18 protein-coding genes are annotated in these 15,780 nt (G+C 60.3%); 11 read left to right on the top strand and 7 right to left on the bottom strand.

Translation table 11 applies throughout. The features are described from left to right. The first annotated feature begins 4 nt into the window (after positions 1 to 4). Both V0R60_RS05040 and V0R60_RS05035 read left to right on the top strand, forming a co-directional pair. The gene (locus V0R60_RS05040) at positions 5 to 1,726 is read left to right on the top strand and encodes an FAD-binding protein (protein WP_136475964.1); all 1,722 of its coding nucleotides are present in this window, start codon (positions 5 to 7) and stop codon (positions 1,724 to 1,726) included. Then, complete coding sequence (locus V0R60_RS05035) at positions 1,723 to 2,481, top strand: SDR family oxidoreductase (protein WP_136475965.1); 759 nt, start codon at positions 1,723 to 1,725, stop codon at positions 2,479 to 2,481. The genes V0R60_RS05040 and V0R60_RS05035 overlap by 4 nt, the downstream gene beginning before the upstream one ends. A 151-nt stretch (positions 2,482 to 2,632) precedes the next feature. Here the strand turns inward: V0R60_RS05035 and V0R60_RS05030 are convergent, their stop codons facing one another. From V0R60_RS05030 to V0R60_RS05010, 5 genes are read right to left on the bottom strand one after another with little or no spacing between them, the layout of a single operon-like run. Further along, positions 2,633 to 3,733: an AI-2E family transporter gene (locus V0R60_RS05030; protein ID WP_330079095.1), complete on the bottom strand. Its 1,101-nt coding sequence runs from the start codon at positions 3,731 to 3,733 to the stop codon at positions 2,633 to 2,635. A gap of 24 nt (positions 3,734 to 3,757) precedes the next feature. Continuing rightward, positions 3,758 to 4,306 (bottom strand): PqiC family protein, encoded by a 549-nt coding sequence (locus V0R60_RS05025; protein WP_203584034.1) that lies wholly within the window; start codon positions 4,304 to 4,306, stop codon positions 3,758 to 3,760. 16 nt (positions 4,307 to 4,322) lie between these two features. After that, complete coding sequence (locus V0R60_RS05020; RefSeq protein ID WP_330079096.1) at positions 4,323 to 5,978, bottom strand: PqiB family protein; 1,656 nt, start codon at positions 5,976 to 5,978, stop codon at positions 4,323 to 4,325. Beyond that, positions 5,959 to 6,603, bottom strand: coding sequence for a paraquat-inducible protein A (locus V0R60_RS05015; protein WP_330079097.1), 645 nt, complete (start codon positions 6,601 to 6,603; stop codon positions 5,959 to 5,961). The genes V0R60_RS05020 and V0R60_RS05015 overlap by 20 nt, the downstream gene beginning before the upstream one ends. Beyond that, positions 6,600 to 7,199, bottom strand: coding sequence for a paraquat-inducible protein A (locus tag V0R60_RS05010; RefSeq protein WP_330079098.1), 600 nt, complete (start codon positions 7,197 to 7,199; stop codon positions 6,600 to 6,602). Before V0R60_RS05010 ends, V0R60_RS05015 begins: the two co-directional genes overlap by 4 nt. 257 nt (positions 7,200 to 7,456) lie before the next feature. On the opposite strand from V0R60_RS05010, the gene V0R60_RS05005 reads away from it, so the two are divergent. Both V0R60_RS05005 and V0R60_RS05000 read left to right on the top strand, forming a co-directional pair. After that, positions 7,457 to 8,374, top strand: a complete 918-nt coding sequence (locus V0R60_RS05005) for an aldo/keto reductase (RefSeq protein ID WP_330079099.1) — start codon at positions 7,457 to 7,459, stop codon at positions 8,372 to 8,374. A 5-nt stretch (positions 8,375 to 8,379) separates the two neighbouring features. After that, positions 8,380 to 9,648: an NTP/NDP exchange transporter gene (locus V0R60_RS05000; protein ID WP_330079100.1), complete on the top strand. Its 1,269-nt coding sequence runs from the start codon at positions 8,380 to 8,382 to the stop codon at positions 9,646 to 9,648. Positions 9,649 to 9,655: 7 nt separating this feature from the next. Here V0R60_RS05000 and V0R60_RS04995 read toward each other — a convergent pair whose 3' ends face one another. Then, positions 9,656 to 10,546, bottom strand: coding sequence for a LysR family transcriptional regulator (locus tag V0R60_RS04995; protein WP_136475973.1), 891 nt, complete (start codon positions 10,544 to 10,546; stop codon positions 9,656 to 9,658). 102 nt (positions 10,547 to 10,648) lie between these two features. On the opposite strand from V0R60_RS04995, the gene V0R60_RS04990 reads away from it, so the two are divergent. From V0R60_RS04990 to V0R60_RS04980, 3 genes are all read left to right on the top strand, one after another. Then, on the top strand, positions 10,649 to 11,413 hold the full coding sequence (locus tag V0R60_RS04990) for a sulfite exporter TauE/SafE family protein (protein WP_330079101.1): 765 nt from the start codon (positions 10,649 to 10,651) through the stop codon (positions 11,411 to 11,413). 113 nt (positions 11,414 to 11,526) lie between these two features. After that, positions 11,527 to 11,721 carry a hypothetical protein gene (locus V0R60_RS04985; RefSeq protein WP_136475975.1) on the top strand — a complete coding sequence of 65 codons (195 nt, stop codon included), beginning with the start codon at positions 11,527 to 11,529 and terminating at the stop codon, positions 11,719 to 11,721. Between the two features lie 23 nt (positions 11,722 to 11,744). After that, positions 11,745 to 11,987, top strand: a complete 243-nt coding sequence (locus V0R60_RS04980) for a hypothetical protein (RefSeq protein ID WP_136475976.1) — start codon at positions 11,745 to 11,747, stop codon at positions 11,985 to 11,987. Positions 11,988 to 12,001: 14 nt separating this feature from the next. Here V0R60_RS04980 and V0R60_RS04975 read toward each other — a convergent pair whose 3' ends face one another. Further along, positions 12,002 to 13,336 carry a cation:proton antiporter gene (locus tag V0R60_RS04975; protein WP_330079102.1) on the bottom strand — a complete coding sequence of 445 codons (1,335 nt, stop codon included), beginning with the start codon at positions 13,334 to 13,336 and terminating at the stop codon, positions 12,002 to 12,004. Between the two features lie 181 nt (positions 13,337 to 13,517). On the opposite strand from V0R60_RS04975, the gene V0R60_RS04970 reads away from it, so the two are divergent. The 4 genes from V0R60_RS04970 (at position 13,518) to V0R60_RS04955 (ending at position 15,747) form a co-directional block, all read left to right on the top strand. After that, positions 13,518 to 14,033, top strand: a complete 516-nt coding sequence (locus tag V0R60_RS04970; protein ID WP_330079121.1) for a DUF4142 domain-containing protein — start codon at positions 13,518 to 13,520, stop codon at positions 14,031 to 14,033. A gap of 68 nt (positions 14,034 to 14,101) precedes the next feature. After that, on the top strand, positions 14,102 to 14,530 hold the full coding sequence (locus V0R60_RS04965; RefSeq protein WP_136475978.1) for a hypothetical protein: 429 nt from the start codon (positions 14,102 to 14,104) through the stop codon (positions 14,528 to 14,530). A gap of 86 nt (positions 14,531 to 14,616) precedes the next feature. After that, positions 14,617 to 15,363, top strand: a complete 747-nt coding sequence (locus V0R60_RS04960) for a hypothetical protein (RefSeq protein ID WP_330079103.1) — start codon at positions 14,617 to 14,619, stop codon at positions 15,361 to 15,363. A gap of 66 nt (positions 15,364 to 15,429) precedes the next feature. Continuing rightward, positions 15,430 to 15,747, top strand: coding sequence for a DUF2388 domain-containing protein (locus V0R60_RS04955; RefSeq protein ID WP_136475979.1), 318 nt, complete (start codon positions 15,430 to 15,432; stop codon positions 15,745 to 15,747). Positions 15,748 to 15,780: the final 33 nt, after the last annotated feature.

Raw genomic sequence — 15,780 nt, 5'->3', positions numbered from 1 at the left:
CACCATGCAGCCAATAAACAAGGATTCAACCTGCAGCACCATCCTGGCACCCTTGCGAGTGAGCGACAGCAAGCTGTTGAAGTGGGACGATCTGTGCGATGTGCTGGTGATTGGCTGGGGCGCTTCGGGAGCCTGCGCGGCCCTTGAGGCGCGGGCCAATGGCGCCGACGTGTTGATCGCCGACCGTTTCACCGGTGGTGGCGCCAGCGCTAAAAGCGGTGGCGTTGTCTACGCCGGGGGAGGCACCCGCCAGCAGCAGGCCGCCGGCATCAGCGACAGTCCACAAGCGATGTTCGATTACCTCAAGCACGAAACCTGCGGGGTGGTCAGCGACAGCACGCTGCGCCGATTCTGCGAACAGAGTGTGGCCAACCTGGAATGGCTGCAAAGCCACGGTGCGCCGTTCGGTCACCAGATGCCGCCCGGCGGGAAGACCTCCTATCCTGCAGATGGCTATTTTCTCTATTACTCCGGCAATGAGTTGGTGCCGTCGCATACCGGTACGCTGGCCCCGGCAGCCCGCGGTCATCGTACAGTGGGCAAAGGGCAGTGCGGCGCTGTGCTGTACAGCCATCTGCAGTCAGCCTGCCTGAAAGCGGGTGTCCGTCCGCTGTTGCAATCGGCGGCGCGGCGCCTGGTGCAGGACGGCGAAGGCCGGGTGATCGGTGCCGAGTTGTGGCGCTTGCTGCCGGGTAGCGAGGCGGCCAAGGCCCATACGCGGCTGATGGCACGCGCCGAACGCTGGCAAAACCTCGCACCCGGCTACTGTGACAAGTTACGCCAGCGCGCCACTCGCCTGGAGCGAGAGCACGCCCAGGCATACCGGGTGCGCGCACGGCAGGGCGTGGTGCTCAGTACTGGGGGCTTTATCTTCAACCGAGAGTTGATGCGCGAGCATGCACCCGCCTATCGCCGCAACTTCAAGGTCGGCGCCACCGGTTGCGATGGCAGCGGCCTGCGCCTGGGGCAAAGCGCTGGCGCCGCCAGTGCCGGGCTTGAGCGTGTTTCGGCATGGCGCTTTATCAACCCACCGCATTGTTGGCCCGAAGGCATCGTGGTCAATCGCGATGGTAAGCGCTTCTGCAACGAGGAAGTCTATGGGGCCACGCTTGGCCAGCCGCTGATGGAAGAGCAGGGTGGGCGCGCCTGGTTGGTGCTCGATGCGCGACTGCGGACCAAGGCGATCAGGCAGGCGCTGTTCGGTGGCTATTGGTGGTTCCAGGCTTTACCGGCACTGGCCTTGATGTTGTTCAAGCCGCGCAAGGGCAAGACCCCGGCGCAACTGGCCAAGGCTGCCGGTATGCAGGTCGATGCCTTGAACCAGGCGCTGGCGCGCAACAACAGCGCCGCCCGAGGCGAGTGTGAGGACGAGTTCGGCAAGTCCACCGGCTGTCGCGAGGTGCTCGATCAGGGGCCGTTCTATGCCTGTGATATTTCCGTTGGCAATCCGATTTTCCCCCTCGGGGCGTTGACCCTCGGCGGCTTGAAAGTGGACGAAGACACCGGCGCGGCGCTGGACAGCAACGGTCAGCCGATTGCCGGTCTGTACGCCGCCGGACGCACGGCGCTGGGCATTCCGTCGCACCTGTACATCAGTGGCCTGTCCTTGGCGGACTGCGTGTTTTCCGGGCGCCGGGCCGGTTGCGCCGCCGCTTCAGTGAGGGTTTCAGAGGCGGGCCTGCCCCGCGATACGGCGCAAGCAATTCCAACGAGGACCGGTATATGAGTGGACGAGTACAGGGCAAAGTTGCCTTGGTCACAGGCGGCGCAAACGGTATTGGCCGCGCTTGCGCACGGTTGCTGGCGGCAGAAGGCGCGCAGGTGGTGATCAGCGACATTGATGAACAAGCAGGCCAGGCCCTTGCCGCCGAGATAGGCCCGGCCGCCGCCTTTGTTCGTCACGATGCCAGCAGTGAAAGCGACTGGCAGCAGGTGATGGCCTATTTGCGTGATCGGCATGGGCGCCTGGATATTCTGTTCAATAACGCGGGCATCCTGCGCAGCGGCTCGATTGAAGATACGTTGCTGGATGACTGGCATCGGGTACTGCAGGTGAACAGCGACAGCGTGTTTCTCGGCTGCCGTGAGGGCATTGCGCTGATGAAGGCAACGGGTGGCTCGATCATCAATATGTCATCTATTGCAGCGTTGGGTGGGCGCGGTGATTACCTGGCCTATAGCGCTTCCAAAGGCGCAGTGGCGGCTTTGTCGCGTTCGGTGGCGGTGCATTGTCGCCAGCGCAAGTACCGTATTCGTTGCAATACCTTGCACCCGGACAGTGTACTCACCGCTATGACGCGCGGTAGTTGGCCGGCAGGTTTGGCCCCTGAGCGGATGACTATTGACAGCGATCCGATGCAGCGCATGTGTCTACCAGAGGATGTCGCTGCCAGTGTGTTGTTCCTGGCCAGTGATGAGTCGCGGGCGATCAATGGGGTTGAGTTGCGGGTCGACAGCGGGCAGTTGCTGATGAGTATTTAGGGCCGTGCCTGGTCTCTGTTGTGGCTTGGCGACGCCTTGCTTTGGCAGTCGCCCCATAAGCGAAGGGCGTGGCCCACCAGGACCCTTCGCTGCGCTGTGGGGCTCCTGTGGGGCCTTGTGCTTGACGGGGCGGGTAGCGATCAAGCGCAGATCAAGGTTTTTCCTCGATGGGGGCAGGCTCGCTCAGCGGTTGGGCAACCCAGCTCATGAACAGTTCATACCCCACTGCCAGTAATACTGGACCTATGAATAGGCCGATGATGCCGTTGGTGAGCATACCGCCTAAGGCGCCGATGAGGACTACTGGCATGGGAACCGCTACGCCTCGGCCCAACAGCAGGGGTTTGAGGACGTTGTCGGAGAGGCCGGCGAGGATGGTCCAGATGGCGAAAAGGACGGTACTGACACCGACGCCGTCGTGGGCGAATACGTAGATGACCACCGGCAGGGTGATCAGCAGGGTTGGCAGTTGGGTAATGCCCAGCAGCAGTACCAGCAAGGCCAGTACGCCGGCTGCCGGTACGCCCATGACCACCAGGCCGATGCCCACCAGCAGCATCTGGATAAAGGCAATGCCGACCACGCCTTGGGCGACGGCGCGGATGGTGGCGGTGCACAGGGCTGCCAGTTGTGGGCCACGCTGCGGGCCGGAAATACGCGTGGCGATGGCAACGCCGGTGCGGTGACCGGTTTCGCCCTTGGCCATTATTATTCCGCCAACGATCAGGGCCAGTACGAACACCAGGATGCCCGAGCCGACACCCGCCAGTTGAGTCAGCACCGTCTTGCTCACGCCCTTGAGGTGCGGGGCTACCTGTGACAACGCCCAACTCAGGTCGCCGCTGGCATGCTCCCAGATGCGGTAGAGCGGCGCGCCGATCAGCGGCCAGTCGCGGACGTTCAAGGGCGGTGGCGGTATTTCGATGACCTGGTCTTCGAAGCCCTGGATGCCCAGCCTGACCGACTCGGCCACTGAGGTGCCGAGCAGGCTCAAGGGGCCGATCAGGCACGCCAGGCCGATAATCACCAGAACAGTCGCCGACCAGCCGGGGCGGTTGCCAAGGATGCTGGCCAGACGCTGGTTCAAGGGGTAGAGGGTGATCGCCAGGATTACCGCCCAGAGCATCAGGCTCAGGAATGGCTTGAAGATCTCGAAGCAGAACATCACCAGTACCGCAATCAATCCTGCTCTGATCAGAACATCCAGCAGTTCTCTGCCGTTTCCAAACTGTATCGGGCGTTGCTCAGTCATGGCAGCTTCCTTGTGTAGGCGATGTTAGCGTACGGACGGACAGCGGTTGGCGCCGCCGCTGGCAGCCTGGCTTACCAGTTCGGTGAAGCGTTTGATGTTCTGTTGGTGGGCAACTACCAGGTCTTCGATGCTGGCGCCGGCCGGGGTCTGGATGACGCTGCGACAGTTGAGCGCGCTGGCTTCGCTGCCCCCTGCTGCGCGTAGGCGCCAGCGCGCATCGAACAGCGCGTACTGGCCCGGTACCGAGTCAAAACGCTGCACATCCACGCGCAACCCCAGGCGTGGCTGGTTGCTGCCGGTGAACTGGTTGGTCAGGGCGTTTTGCAACTCGTCGGCAAGGCTTGCGCCCCACCATTCGGTCTCAAGGATTGCCAGGCTGCTGTTGCTTTGGCGCACCACCACTTGTGGTCGGTCGACCTGCGGCGGCACGCTGATGCGCTCTAACTGGATGTCGGCGTTGCTGGCCGATGCTGGTTGTTGCGGGGTCAGGGTGTGGTAGTGAATGGGGTCGCTGCGACAGGCAGACAGCAGCACAATCAGACCCAGCACTGCGAATTTTGTGGCGTTCGCCATGATCGGTGCTCCTGCGTCAGTTGCTGGATGAGGGTTTCAGGTGGTCAGCCGGGGCATCCTTGGGTCTGCCGCGCAGCAAGGACTCGGGGTTGCGCCCCAGGTAATCAGCCAGCTCGCGCATCGAGCGCGACATACGGCCCAGTTCATCGAGGGTCTGGGTCAGTTGTTCGCGCTGCGGCGAGTCGTCGGCCAAGGTCGAGTTGGCCGACTGCAGGGTTTTGCTGACCTCCTGCAAGGTGCCCTGGACCCCTGGCAAGGTGCGCGAGTTGAACTGTGCAAGGCCCTTGCGCAGTTCCACCAGGTTGGCATCGAGGTTGTTGGCGATACGCTCGATGGGCAGGCGGTTGATGCGTTCGACCATGGCCTGGAACTGCTCCTGAAGCTGCTCAAGACTGCCCGGCACCGTAGGGATGGTGATTGGCCGCGCCGTCGGGTCGAACGCCACTTTCGCAGCCTTGGGGTCGAAATCCAGAGCGATATACAACTGCCCAGTGAGCAGGTTGCCGCTGCGCGCCTGGGCGCGCAGGCCGTTCTCGATAAAGGTGCCCAGTACTTGCGCGGCGGCCTTTTCATCGTCAGGGTCATGATGCAGTGCCTTGAGCAGTTTGGTATGCGCTCTGCCCAGGCGCTGCGGATAGATCACGATACCGACGTTGACCGGAAAAGAGCGCTGTTCGACATCAAAGTCCAGGTTCACCGAGACCACGCGGCCAATCTCTACACCGAGGAATTCCACCGGCGCACCCACTCTCAAGCCGCGCAGGGCCTGGTCGAAACGCAGGGCCAAGTATTGCGGTTTACCGTTGGGTGGGGCGAGCGCGGTCTTTTCGTCTTCGAACAGTTCGAACACCTTGTCTTCGGCGGCTACCTGGTCTTCGGGGTTGTACTGCGGGGCACGGAAGGCGATCCCGCCCACCAGCAGCGACGACAGCGACTCGGTACGTACAGCAAAGCCATTGGCGCCGGCTTCGACGTCGATGCCACTGGCATTCCAGAAGCGGGTGTTGTCGGTAATGAATGTGTCGTTGGGGGAGTGGACGAAAACTTCGATATCGACGCCTTTGCCGTCCTTGGACAGTTCATAGGCCACCACCTGGCCTACGGGTATCTTGCGGTAGTACACCGGTGAACCCACCCCCAGCGAGCCCAGGTCGTCGGTATGCAGGGTAAAACGCTTGCCAGGTTCGCCATAGGTAATCGGCGGTGGCATTTCCAGGCCCTTGAATGCCTTGGCGCGGGTGTTGGACTGGCCGAAATCGGCACCAATGAAATCGCCGGAAAACAGCGTATCGATCCCGGAAACCCCGCCGGCACCAATGCGTGGGCGCACCACCCAGAACTTGGAGTCTTCGCGGGTGAAATTGTCAGCCTGCTTGACCAGGCTGACAGTGGCGGTGACGCTTTTCTGATCCTGGCTCAGCTCCACCGTGGTCACATGGCCGATGACCACGTTGCGGTATTTGACCTCGGTCTTGTTGGCGGTCAGCCCTTCGCCGGTCTTAAAGGTAATGTGGATAGTTGGCCCCTGTTGCAGCCAGTTATGCACGACCAGTGAAACGCCGATCAACACGGCAATGATCGGCACGATCCATACCAGCGACACACTGAAGCGTCGGGTCTTTACCGTCGATGGGCCTGGCACTGGCGGCTCCTCAGTGACTGCTGACTTCATCCGTGTGCTCCTCGGGTTGGCGGCTTTCCCAGATCATTCGGGGATCGAAACTCATGGCGGCGAGCATGGTGAATACCACCACCAGGCCGAAAAACAGAATGCCCGGGCGCGGTTCTATGTCGCCCAACGCCTGGAATTTCACCAGCGCTGCAACCAGCGCCACGACGATAACGTCGAGCATTGACCAGTAGCCGATCAACTCGACGAAGCGATAAAGCTTGGAGCGCTCTTTCTGCGCCCAATTGCTGCCGCGTTGCACGGTTATCAGCAGTAAACCGAGGGCGACGAACTTGGTCGCCGGCACGGCGATACTGGCGATAAAGATAATCAGAGCGATGTCCCAGGCACCATGGGACCAGAATTCGATGACCCCACTCATGATGGTGCTGTCATCACCACTGCCGAGCATTTTGGTGTTCATCACCGGTAGCAGGTTGGCGGGTATATAGAATACCAGCGCCGCGATCAGGTACGCCCAGGTACGGGTCAGCGAATTAGGCTTGCGCGCATGCACCGGTGCGCCGCAGCGCTCGCAATTATGCACGGAGCGACCCGTATCACAGGCTTTGCCGCAAGCGTGGCACAGCACCAGCTTCAGCTCGCAGGCGAGCGGCGGGCGGCTCATGGCAGGGTATCCCACAGTTCGCGGATATCACGCCCAGCAATGCGGATCATCAACAGGCTCAGCGCCGCCAGCGCAATCAGGCCGATACCGGGTAGCACATCGAGCAACCCGGCCAGCTTGAACACCGCGACCAAGGCACCCAATAGGCAGACTTCGAGCATGCTCCATGGGCGCAGGGTTTCCAGCCAGCGCATGCACAGGTGGAAGGCCGGCGAGCGTTGCCCGGCCATGGCGAAGCACAGCACCCAGATCAGCAGCAGCAATTGGAACATCGGCGCAATGATGATCGAGATGGCCGCCACCAGGGCAATGAAAGTGATGGGGCCGGTCGCCAGGGCGCGTACCGAATCCCACAACGTCGCACTGTTGGAAAAGCCCTGCAGGCTGATACTCATCACCGGATAGAAGTTGGCCAGCACCCACAGCACCCCGGCGGTGACGCTCAAGGCCAGACGCTGTTGCAAGGTCAGGCCGTTATAGCGCTGCAATACTGCGCCACAACGCAGGCACAAGGCCTTCTGGTGCTTGCTGAGGGGGACCTTGTGATAAACGCAATCGCAATGTTCGCAGATGATCAGGTGATCGGTATCGAGCATGGTGCGCGCTCAGGCTACGGGCGGGGACAAGCTCAATATAGTCGGCGTATGCGCAAGGTCGCGGATTTTTGCGCAATCAGCCACTTTGAGAGTGGGCATTGAGGAAAACGCTGGTGTGGGCGCCATGCCTGTCAATGCGCAAGAGTACAAATGTACTCCAATCGAAAACAACACATACGGTAACGATTGAGGGGGCGGGGTAAATTTCACAAGGCTAAGCTTTTCCTTTGGCCCAGCCATTAGCCAGGAAGCCCGCCATGCCCAGCCGTCGTGATTTTCTAGCCGCCAGCGCCACGCTTGCCGTGGGCCTTAGTTGCCTGGGGCTGTCGGGCCCAGGTTTTGCCAGCAGCCATCTGATGCTTACGCGCAAGGTCCCCGCCAGTGGCGAGGCGCTGGCGGTGATTGGAGCGGGTACCTCCGGCAGTTTCGAAGTCGAGGCGGATTCGGCGCAGTACCAGCAGCTCAAGCAGGTTCTGAAGGTGTTTTTCGACGGCGGTGGCCAGGTTATCGATACCTCGCCCAACTACGGTGGCGCCGATGCAGTGCTGGGCCAGTTGCTTGAGGAAGGTGGCTGGCGCGGCCAAACCTTTCTGGCCACCAAGATCGCCGCAGACAGTCGCGCTGCGGCCGAGGCGCAGTGGGCCGCCACCTTGCGAAACCTGCGCACCGACAAGGTCGATCTGCTGCAGATCCATAACCTGCGCGACTGGCAGCGCCAGTTGCCGTACGCACGCGAACTAAAGGCGCAGGGCCTCACCCGCTATGTGGGAGTAACCCATTACACAGACAGTGGCCTGGAAACACTTGAAGGCATCCTGCGCAATGAACAGCTGGATTTCATTCAGATCCACTATTCGGTCAACTCTCCAGCGGCTGCCCATACTGTCCTGCCGCTGGCACAGGATAAAGGTGTAGCGGTCCTTATCAATCGCGCCTTCGATGACGGCCGGCTGTTTGCCAAGGTCAAGGGCCAGGCGTTGCCGGCCTGGGCGCAGGAGGCGGGCATCGGCAGTTGGGCGCAGCTGTTTCTCAAGTTTGCCATCAGCCACCCGGCGGTGACGGCGGTGATTCCGGCCACCAGTCGTCCAGACCGGCAGTTCGATCAACTCAAGGCCGGCAGTGGCCCCTTACTGAGTGACGTACAGCGCAAGCAACTTATTGAACAGTTCGCCTGACTGCCATGGTCTCGTCGAAAACGGGCCTGTTCAATGTGCGCAAAGGCGAAGGCCCCCTCGTAGTTGCCGGGCTGAGCTTGTTTTTCCTGTTGTTCGTCGGCTATTTCATGCTGCGCCCGGTGCGCGAAACCATGGGTGTGGCGGGGGGCGTGGAGAATCTGCAGTGGTTGTTCACCGGCACCTTTGTACTGACCCTGATCGCATTGCCGCTATTCGGCTGGCTGGCCACGAAAGTACAGCGACGGCGCATCCTGCCCTGGACCTACAGCTTTCTGGCCAGCAACCTGCTGGTATTTGCGGCGCTGTTCGCCCAGCAGCCAGACAACCTGTGGAGTGCGCGGGCGTTCTACATCTGGTTGTCGATGTTCAATCTGTTGAGTATTTCCCTGGCCTGGAGTGTGCTGGCCGATGTCTTGTCCAGTGAGCAGGCCAAGCGCTTGTTCGGCCTGCTGGCCGGCGGCGCCAGCGTTGGCGGGTTGGTCGGGCCGTTACTGGGTACACTGCTGGTCGGGGTCATCGGCCACAGTGGGCTGGTAGTGCTGGCCACTGCCTGCCTGCTGGGGTGCATAGTCGCCGCAGCCTATCTACACCAGTACCGAGATCGCCATCCGCTGCCCGCTGACGCCGAATTGCCGCGCTCCCGGCCGCTTGGCGGCAATCCCTTCGCCGGTGCCAGCGAGGTGTTGCGTTCGCCGTATTTGTTGGCGATCGCGTTGTTTGTGGTGTTGCTGGCGAGCGTCAGCACCTTCCTTTACTTCGAACAGGCACGCCTGGTGGCTGAGCATTTCACCAGCCGAACCGAACAGACACAGGTATTTGGCCTGATCGACAGCGCCGTGCAGTTCTTGTCTATCCTTACCCAGGTGTTTGTTACCGGGCACCTGGCGCGCAAGCTGGGGGTGGGTATTTTGCTGGTCGCAGTACCGCTGGTAATGGTCGTCGGTTTTCTCTGGTTGGCGATGGCGCCGTTGTTTGCGGTGTTTGTGGTGGTGATGGTGGTGCGGCGTGGAGGGGAGTATGCGCTGGTCAGGCCCGGGCGGGAGATGCTCTATACCGTGGTGGCGCCGGAGCACAAGTACAAGGCCAAGAACTTCACCGATACCGTGGTCTATCGGGGTGGTGATGCACTGAGCGGCTGGGTCAAGCGAGGGCTGGACCTGCTCGGCGAGCATCCCGGGTTGGCGATGCTTATCGGCGCAGCAATAGCGTTGATCTGGGCGCTTACCGGTGGGTGGCTTGGGCGTGAGCAGCGTCGGCGCGAAACTGAGCAATAGAAGGGCGTCAATGGCTCGAAAAGGCCTCTTTAAAGTGCGCGACGAAGGCAGCCACCAGTGGCGATGCGTGCTCCCGGTATGCAAGCACCACTTCGCTTTCACAACCCTCGTCGGTGATTTCAATTGCATGCAGGGAAGAGGCGCGAGCGGTTGAGGCGGGGAGTAGTGCAATGCCAAAACCTGCCTGAACCAGCAATGACTGTGTGCGCTTAACCGAATAGACCTGCGCAGGCTTGGGTGAAAATCCGGCTTTGGCGCAAAGCTCGAACGACAGATAGCTGAGCCCACCACGTTGCGGGTGGGGCACTGACACGAAAGACTCGTCACGAAGCTGCGCAAGCGCAATCCTGGATTCGCTCGCCAGGTGATGAGTGGGGCCCACGGCAACCACCACTTGCTCCCTGAACAACGGAAGCAAGGTCAGGTCATCGGGCTGGTGCAGTACCGGCAGACGCAGCAAGCCGATATCCATACGATGGTGCAGCAGATCCTGCAGTTGGATTGCCGACGACTCTACACAAACCTCTACGCTCACCGCCGGAGCCAGGCTCAGGTAGTGGCTGAGCACCTCTTGCAACTTGCCAACCAGTGGCACCGTACTGGCATGACACAAGCGCAGGGTGCCGCTTTGACCCTGGCCAACCGAGCTGGCCAAACGTCCCGCGCTGTCCACATCAATCAGAATAGCTTTGGCTCTGGGTAGAAAAGCCAAACCGGCCTGGGTCAGGTTTGGTTGACGCGCCGTGCGCTCGAACAGCGTTGTACCCAGATGGCTTTCCAGCTCTTTGATCTGTCGGCTCAAGGCCGATTGCGCAACGAACAGTCTTTGCGCCGCGCCACTGAAACTCCCGCTTTCAGCAATTTCGACAAAGTAACGCAGTTGTTTCATTGAAATCATTTGTGTCATGCCGAAATGTGATCGCTTAAGTGTATTTTTCATATTAGTCGGATTTCACCGGCCTCGGCTAGGATGTGCCGCACATGCCACGGAGGCGATGAAATGCTTGAGGTTCTACTCCAACCACCGGTTGCCGGCGCAAGCCTTTTGGTGATGCTACTGACTATTAGCGCGGCCTATGTCATTTTCGGCATCGCCGGGTTTGGTACTGCGCTGGTGGCCGGGCCAGTGCTGTTGCGCTACATGCCTTTATCCCAGGTCATCCCGTTATTGGTGGTGCTCGATCTGCTTGCGTCGTCTGCAAAGTTGCTGCGCGGCCACCGACACGTAGTGGGTGTTGAACTGCTTCGACTGCTGCCGTTCATGGCTATCGGCAGCGTGCTGGGCATTACGGTGTTGCTCAAGACCAATGCCGACGCGTTATTGCTGATGATGGGCTGTTTCGTCAGCGCTTATGCGCTGTACATGTTGATCAGGCCGTTGCGCATGCTCGACTTGTCGGCTGGCTGGGCCATGCCGCTGGGGATTTTTGGTGGATTGTTTGGCTCATTGTTCGGCAGTGGTGGATTCCTCTATGCGATTTACTTGAACGGGCGAATTGTCGCCAAGGAACAGGTCAGCGCCACGCAAAGCACGCTGATCGGTATCAGCACGGTACTGCGCCTGAGTTTGCTGGTAATTGCCGGAGCCTATGCAGATGCTTCGTTGCTGGTGATGGCAATCTACTTGTTCCCTGCCATGGTGGTCGGGCTCTGGGCGGGCGGTCATATCAATCTGAGGATGTCTCGTGAGGCCTTCGTCAGGTTGATCAACATCATCATTCTGGTAAGCGGCGTAACCCTGGTCAGTCGCGCTTTGTTGAGTTGAGTCACCCGACGCCACCAAGGCAATCCGTTGATTCGGCCATTGCCGCTGAATAATTGGAACGTTTGCGCCCTGCAGCTTTTCTACTGAGAACAGGTATTGCAGGGGAGCTGCGCATGATGAAGCAGAGCAAGCAGTCAGCCTTGGCCCAATGGCGGCAGGATCTGCAGTTGGCCTATCAGCAGCTGGAACCCGAGGAGCGCTATGACAAGGCGCTCAAGGCTGCCGATACTTTGCTCGACGCGCAGATGATCGACAGCCGTGAATGGCGGGATCTGGTCAAGGCCGCCAACGCCTATCTGTTCCACTGAAGCGAACCGCGAGGCGTTCGACCATGTCCATAGAACGTTCGATTCCGGAACTTGAAGCCTGGTATGCCCAGTACGACGATGAAAGCTATCGGCGTGAATCCCCTGATTTGTATCACAAGGCCTTGATTCGCACAGCCGAGGCGTTGCGCGATGACGGGGCCATCGACTGGGATGACTGGCTGGCATTGCAGGCATTGGCTGATGGCGCTCAGGTCAACGCCTTGGAAAGGGCAGTAGAGGAAAAACTGGCCGACCCCGATACCTGAAAGCTGTGGGCGATTTAGCGTGCGCCTTCATAGCGAGCGAGTAAGGGTTGGGTGCTACACCCGTGCACGACGATGCTCAGGGCCACCACCGAAAGCGTGAGGTCGATGCAGGCGCTAGAGAGCTCAGGCCCGATGCCCTTGTTTAGACTGTAGAACAGGTAGTAAAGGCTGCCGATTCCACGAATGCCGAACCAGCCCACCAGCAGCCGTTGCTGGCGATCGAGCAAAGTGCCCCAGGGGATTGCCAGCGCACCGGCCGGGCGCAGGAGTACAAACAGCATAAGACCCACCCCCAGTGCGTGCCAGTCCCAATGGGCGGCCAGCACGACCCCGAGCAGGGTCACCACGAAAACCTCCATCGCCCGCTCGACCAGACCGCCAAACGCCAGCATATCGCCCATCATCACCCCGGCCGCCACCTGTTGGTCTTGCAGTTGCGAGGTGTCGCCATGCACCAGCCGTCCGGCCTGGGCCTGCTGAATATCGAGCCCTGGCTGTACCAGGTGCTCAGCCGGTACCGATGTTTGCGCTGCCGAGGTCATTTCGGCACGGCGCAGTCCAAGCCCGGCGGAAAATACGGCGAGAAAACCATAGGCGCTGATGAGCTCGGCCCCGACATACGCCAAGGCGATCAGCGCCAATGCCAGGTAATCATTAGGTGACATCAGCGAGTCTGTATTGCCACTGCGCAAGGCGAGGATCAAACGCCCGACGCCGTGGCCCATGACGTAGCCCAGGGCCAGCCCAGCCAGCACTGCCCAGACCAGCTCCTGCAGGCTCCACAACAGTAACCCGTGGCCGGAGAGTGTGGGGTTGCGGATCAACAGCAAACCGAGCAATACAAATGGGAAGGCCACGCCATCGTTCAGCCCAGCTTCACCTGAAAGCCCGAAGCGCACCGCATCCTGGTCCTGGGCATCGTTGACCTGTACCAGGGAGGCCAACACCGGGTCGGTGGGCGCCAGTATTGCCGCAATCAACAGCGACAGTCCCCATGACCACTGCAACCACAGGTGCAACACCAGGCACAGGCCGGCGATGCTGATCAGCATCAGCGGCCCGGCCAGCCCCAGAACCACCCGCCACATGCGGCGGCTGAAGGCCAGACGCAGTTTGAGACCGCAGACAAACAGCGAAAACAACAGGGCAATTTGCGTCAGGTGTTCCAGCCATGGCGCTGCCTGGACGACGTTCAGTTGCAACACACCCATCCCCGCAGGGCCGATGGCGACACCCAGGATCAGGCACACCGCAGATGTGGTGACCGGCATCCAGCGCAAGTAGGAGGAGGTCAGTGCCAGCACCAGCAGTACCGCACCCAGTACCGCCATCCAGAGTAAAAAACTCATCACGCCACCCCACATGGCCGGGTACAGGTATCTGTCTATTCGAGCCGGTGGGGTGAAAGGGGTTCAACGTATTGGGCAGGTCGGTGTGAAAAAAGCTGAACCTATGCCGATCGACGTGGCTCAGAACTGATAGCGGTAACCGAAGTGTTTCAGGAATCCCTTCAATGAGGAACGTTTCATGATGAATACTTGCTTGCGTACCGGGGCCTTTGCATTGGCCCTCACCTTGGCTGGCGCCGTGCATGCGGCCCAGGATGCCGACGACTTTGTCGAGGATGCCTCGGCCAAAGGCGTTGCCGAAGTCGAAGCTGGCAAACTGGCCCAGGAAAAGGGCACCACCAGTGACGTCAAAGCGTTCGCGAATATGATGGTCAAGGACCACAGCGCCGCCAACGAGAAACTCAGGAAGCTGGCCACCAGCAAGGATATCGAGGTCTCTACCGAGGCTGACCTGATTGACAAGGCCAAGGCCATGATCCTTGAGCTGCGCGGTGCCAAGTCGTTCGATCAGGCGTACGCCAATAACCAGGTCAAGGCGCACGAATCGGCCGTCGAATTGTTCCAGGAATACGCCAAGGACGGTAAGGATGCAGAACTGAAGGCCTTCGCAACCGAGGCCTTGCCAACCTTGCAGGCCCACCTGCAAAAAGCCAAGGCCCTGGCAGCCGCGCATGGCGGTGATGCAGCCAAGCCATAACGTGCTCTGAGAGTGGGTCGTCCGCTGGGCGGCCCGTTTCAGCGCACCCTGCTTGCAGGTACACCGTGATGAATAGCCAAGCTATCTTTTTGAGTGCCCTGATGTTGGTCAGTGGTGCAAGTTTTGGTTCAGCCTGCGAGGTACGCACCCGCTCGCAAAGCGAGGCGATCCCCAGCATTGAATCGCATACCTGTTACCGGTTCACCAAGGTTGCCGATGATGCCATTGATTGGTCGTGCAGCAACGAAAGCAAGGAGATGCTCACCAGTGACAAGCGTCGGGTAGAGCAATGCGCGAACCATTCCGTTGCCACCTGCACCGCGACCCTAACCCAGGAAAGCCTGGCCAATCCCCATGCCACCAGCAAGGCGCCGGGGCACGATAGCCCAGCGATACCGCAGGGGGCGCAGGTGGTGACCTACTACTACGACTCGACCCAGTTAAAGCAGCTGCGCAAGGACTGCGAGAGTGCGGGTGGGCGCTGGCAAGCGCCATGAGCGGCACTTTTCAGAATCTGCGGGCTCTATTCATCCCAAGGCGGTGCTGATTCCCGACGCTGCCAGAGAGTCCGGGCCCGGTGCCGATGGTTGAGAGTTACCCCGATCGATCCACGCCATTATGGCGTCAAGCGCTACTGTTTGCGCTGCTGGCAGGTTGTGCCAGTGGTTGCAGTCAGCAGCAGGGGCGCGATATTGCCGCCCAGTTCAGTCAAGGCTCGCCCCAGGAGTTGTTTCAGACGAGCGTAGACCGCATGGCCACCCTGAGCATGCGTGACAACCTGCAAAGTCTCTATCTGTTGATGAACAAGCTCTATCGGCGTAACCCCAGCCAGTGGCGTCTGTCCGGCTATGTCGATGCCTCCACGGCCGAGCGCCAGATTCGCCAGGCCATCGAGCAGCGTCAGGCGCTGCCGCAATTGGGTGAGCGCCGCGACCTTGCCGCCCTGAGCTATGCCTTGGGTCCTGAGTTCAAGGGCGACCGGGTAGGTGCATTCATTTATGCCATCGGCAGCATGCTGGTGACCGCGCACGGTGGCCGCACCGAATTCTTCATCACTGACACCATCGACCCGCTGTTTGTGAACAACGCCGCGCGCAACATCGAGAAAGCCACCTGGATGCTCAGCCAGCGCCAGGACGCCAACGGCGTGTTATTGCTGTTTTCCAATGAGATATCCGAGGAGGGCAGCAACCTGAGTTTCGCCGTGGAGTTTGGCAAGGTCGTCGCGCGCCTGGACCTTTTAGCGCAAATGTTGGATGAACGGTATCGGAGAATTGGCCTCAACTACGCGCAAAGCTTGCTGTTGATGAACTTTCTGCCAGTGCAGTGACAGGGAACTCCAAGGTCGTAGCGAGCATCCTACTTGTTGTAGGAACCCATAACCGGAGGCACCATCATGCGCCGTTTACTGATCGCTTCTTCGCTCATTCTTTGCTTGCCGCTGGGCAGTGCCCTGGCCGGTGTCGACGCCGGTGATGTAGCCACCTCGGCGGGCGTTTCTGCATCGTTGTATTCGACCTTCAAGGATGACAAACGCATCATCCCGGCGCGTGACGATGCTTCCTCGTTCATTGCCAGTGGCGGCACCATTCGGGGCGTGTACCTGGAGTCGATGATGCAGCGCGTTCGTCAGGAAAACCCCGATTTACGCGCCAGTGACGAGGAAATTGCCCGGGCAATCCTGCTTCAGGATGAACCTGGCGGCGAGCGCTGAACTATTCTTGTATGAGCCGCCGTTCACCCAGGA

The organism is Pseudomonas auratipiscis (assembly GCF_036324085.1).
Taxonomy (GTDB): Bacteria; Pseudomonadota; Gammaproteobacteria; order Pseudomonadales; family Pseudomonadaceae; genus Aquipseudomonas; species Aquipseudomonas auratipiscis.
This window is presented reverse-complemented; position numbering and strand designations above follow the sequence as displayed.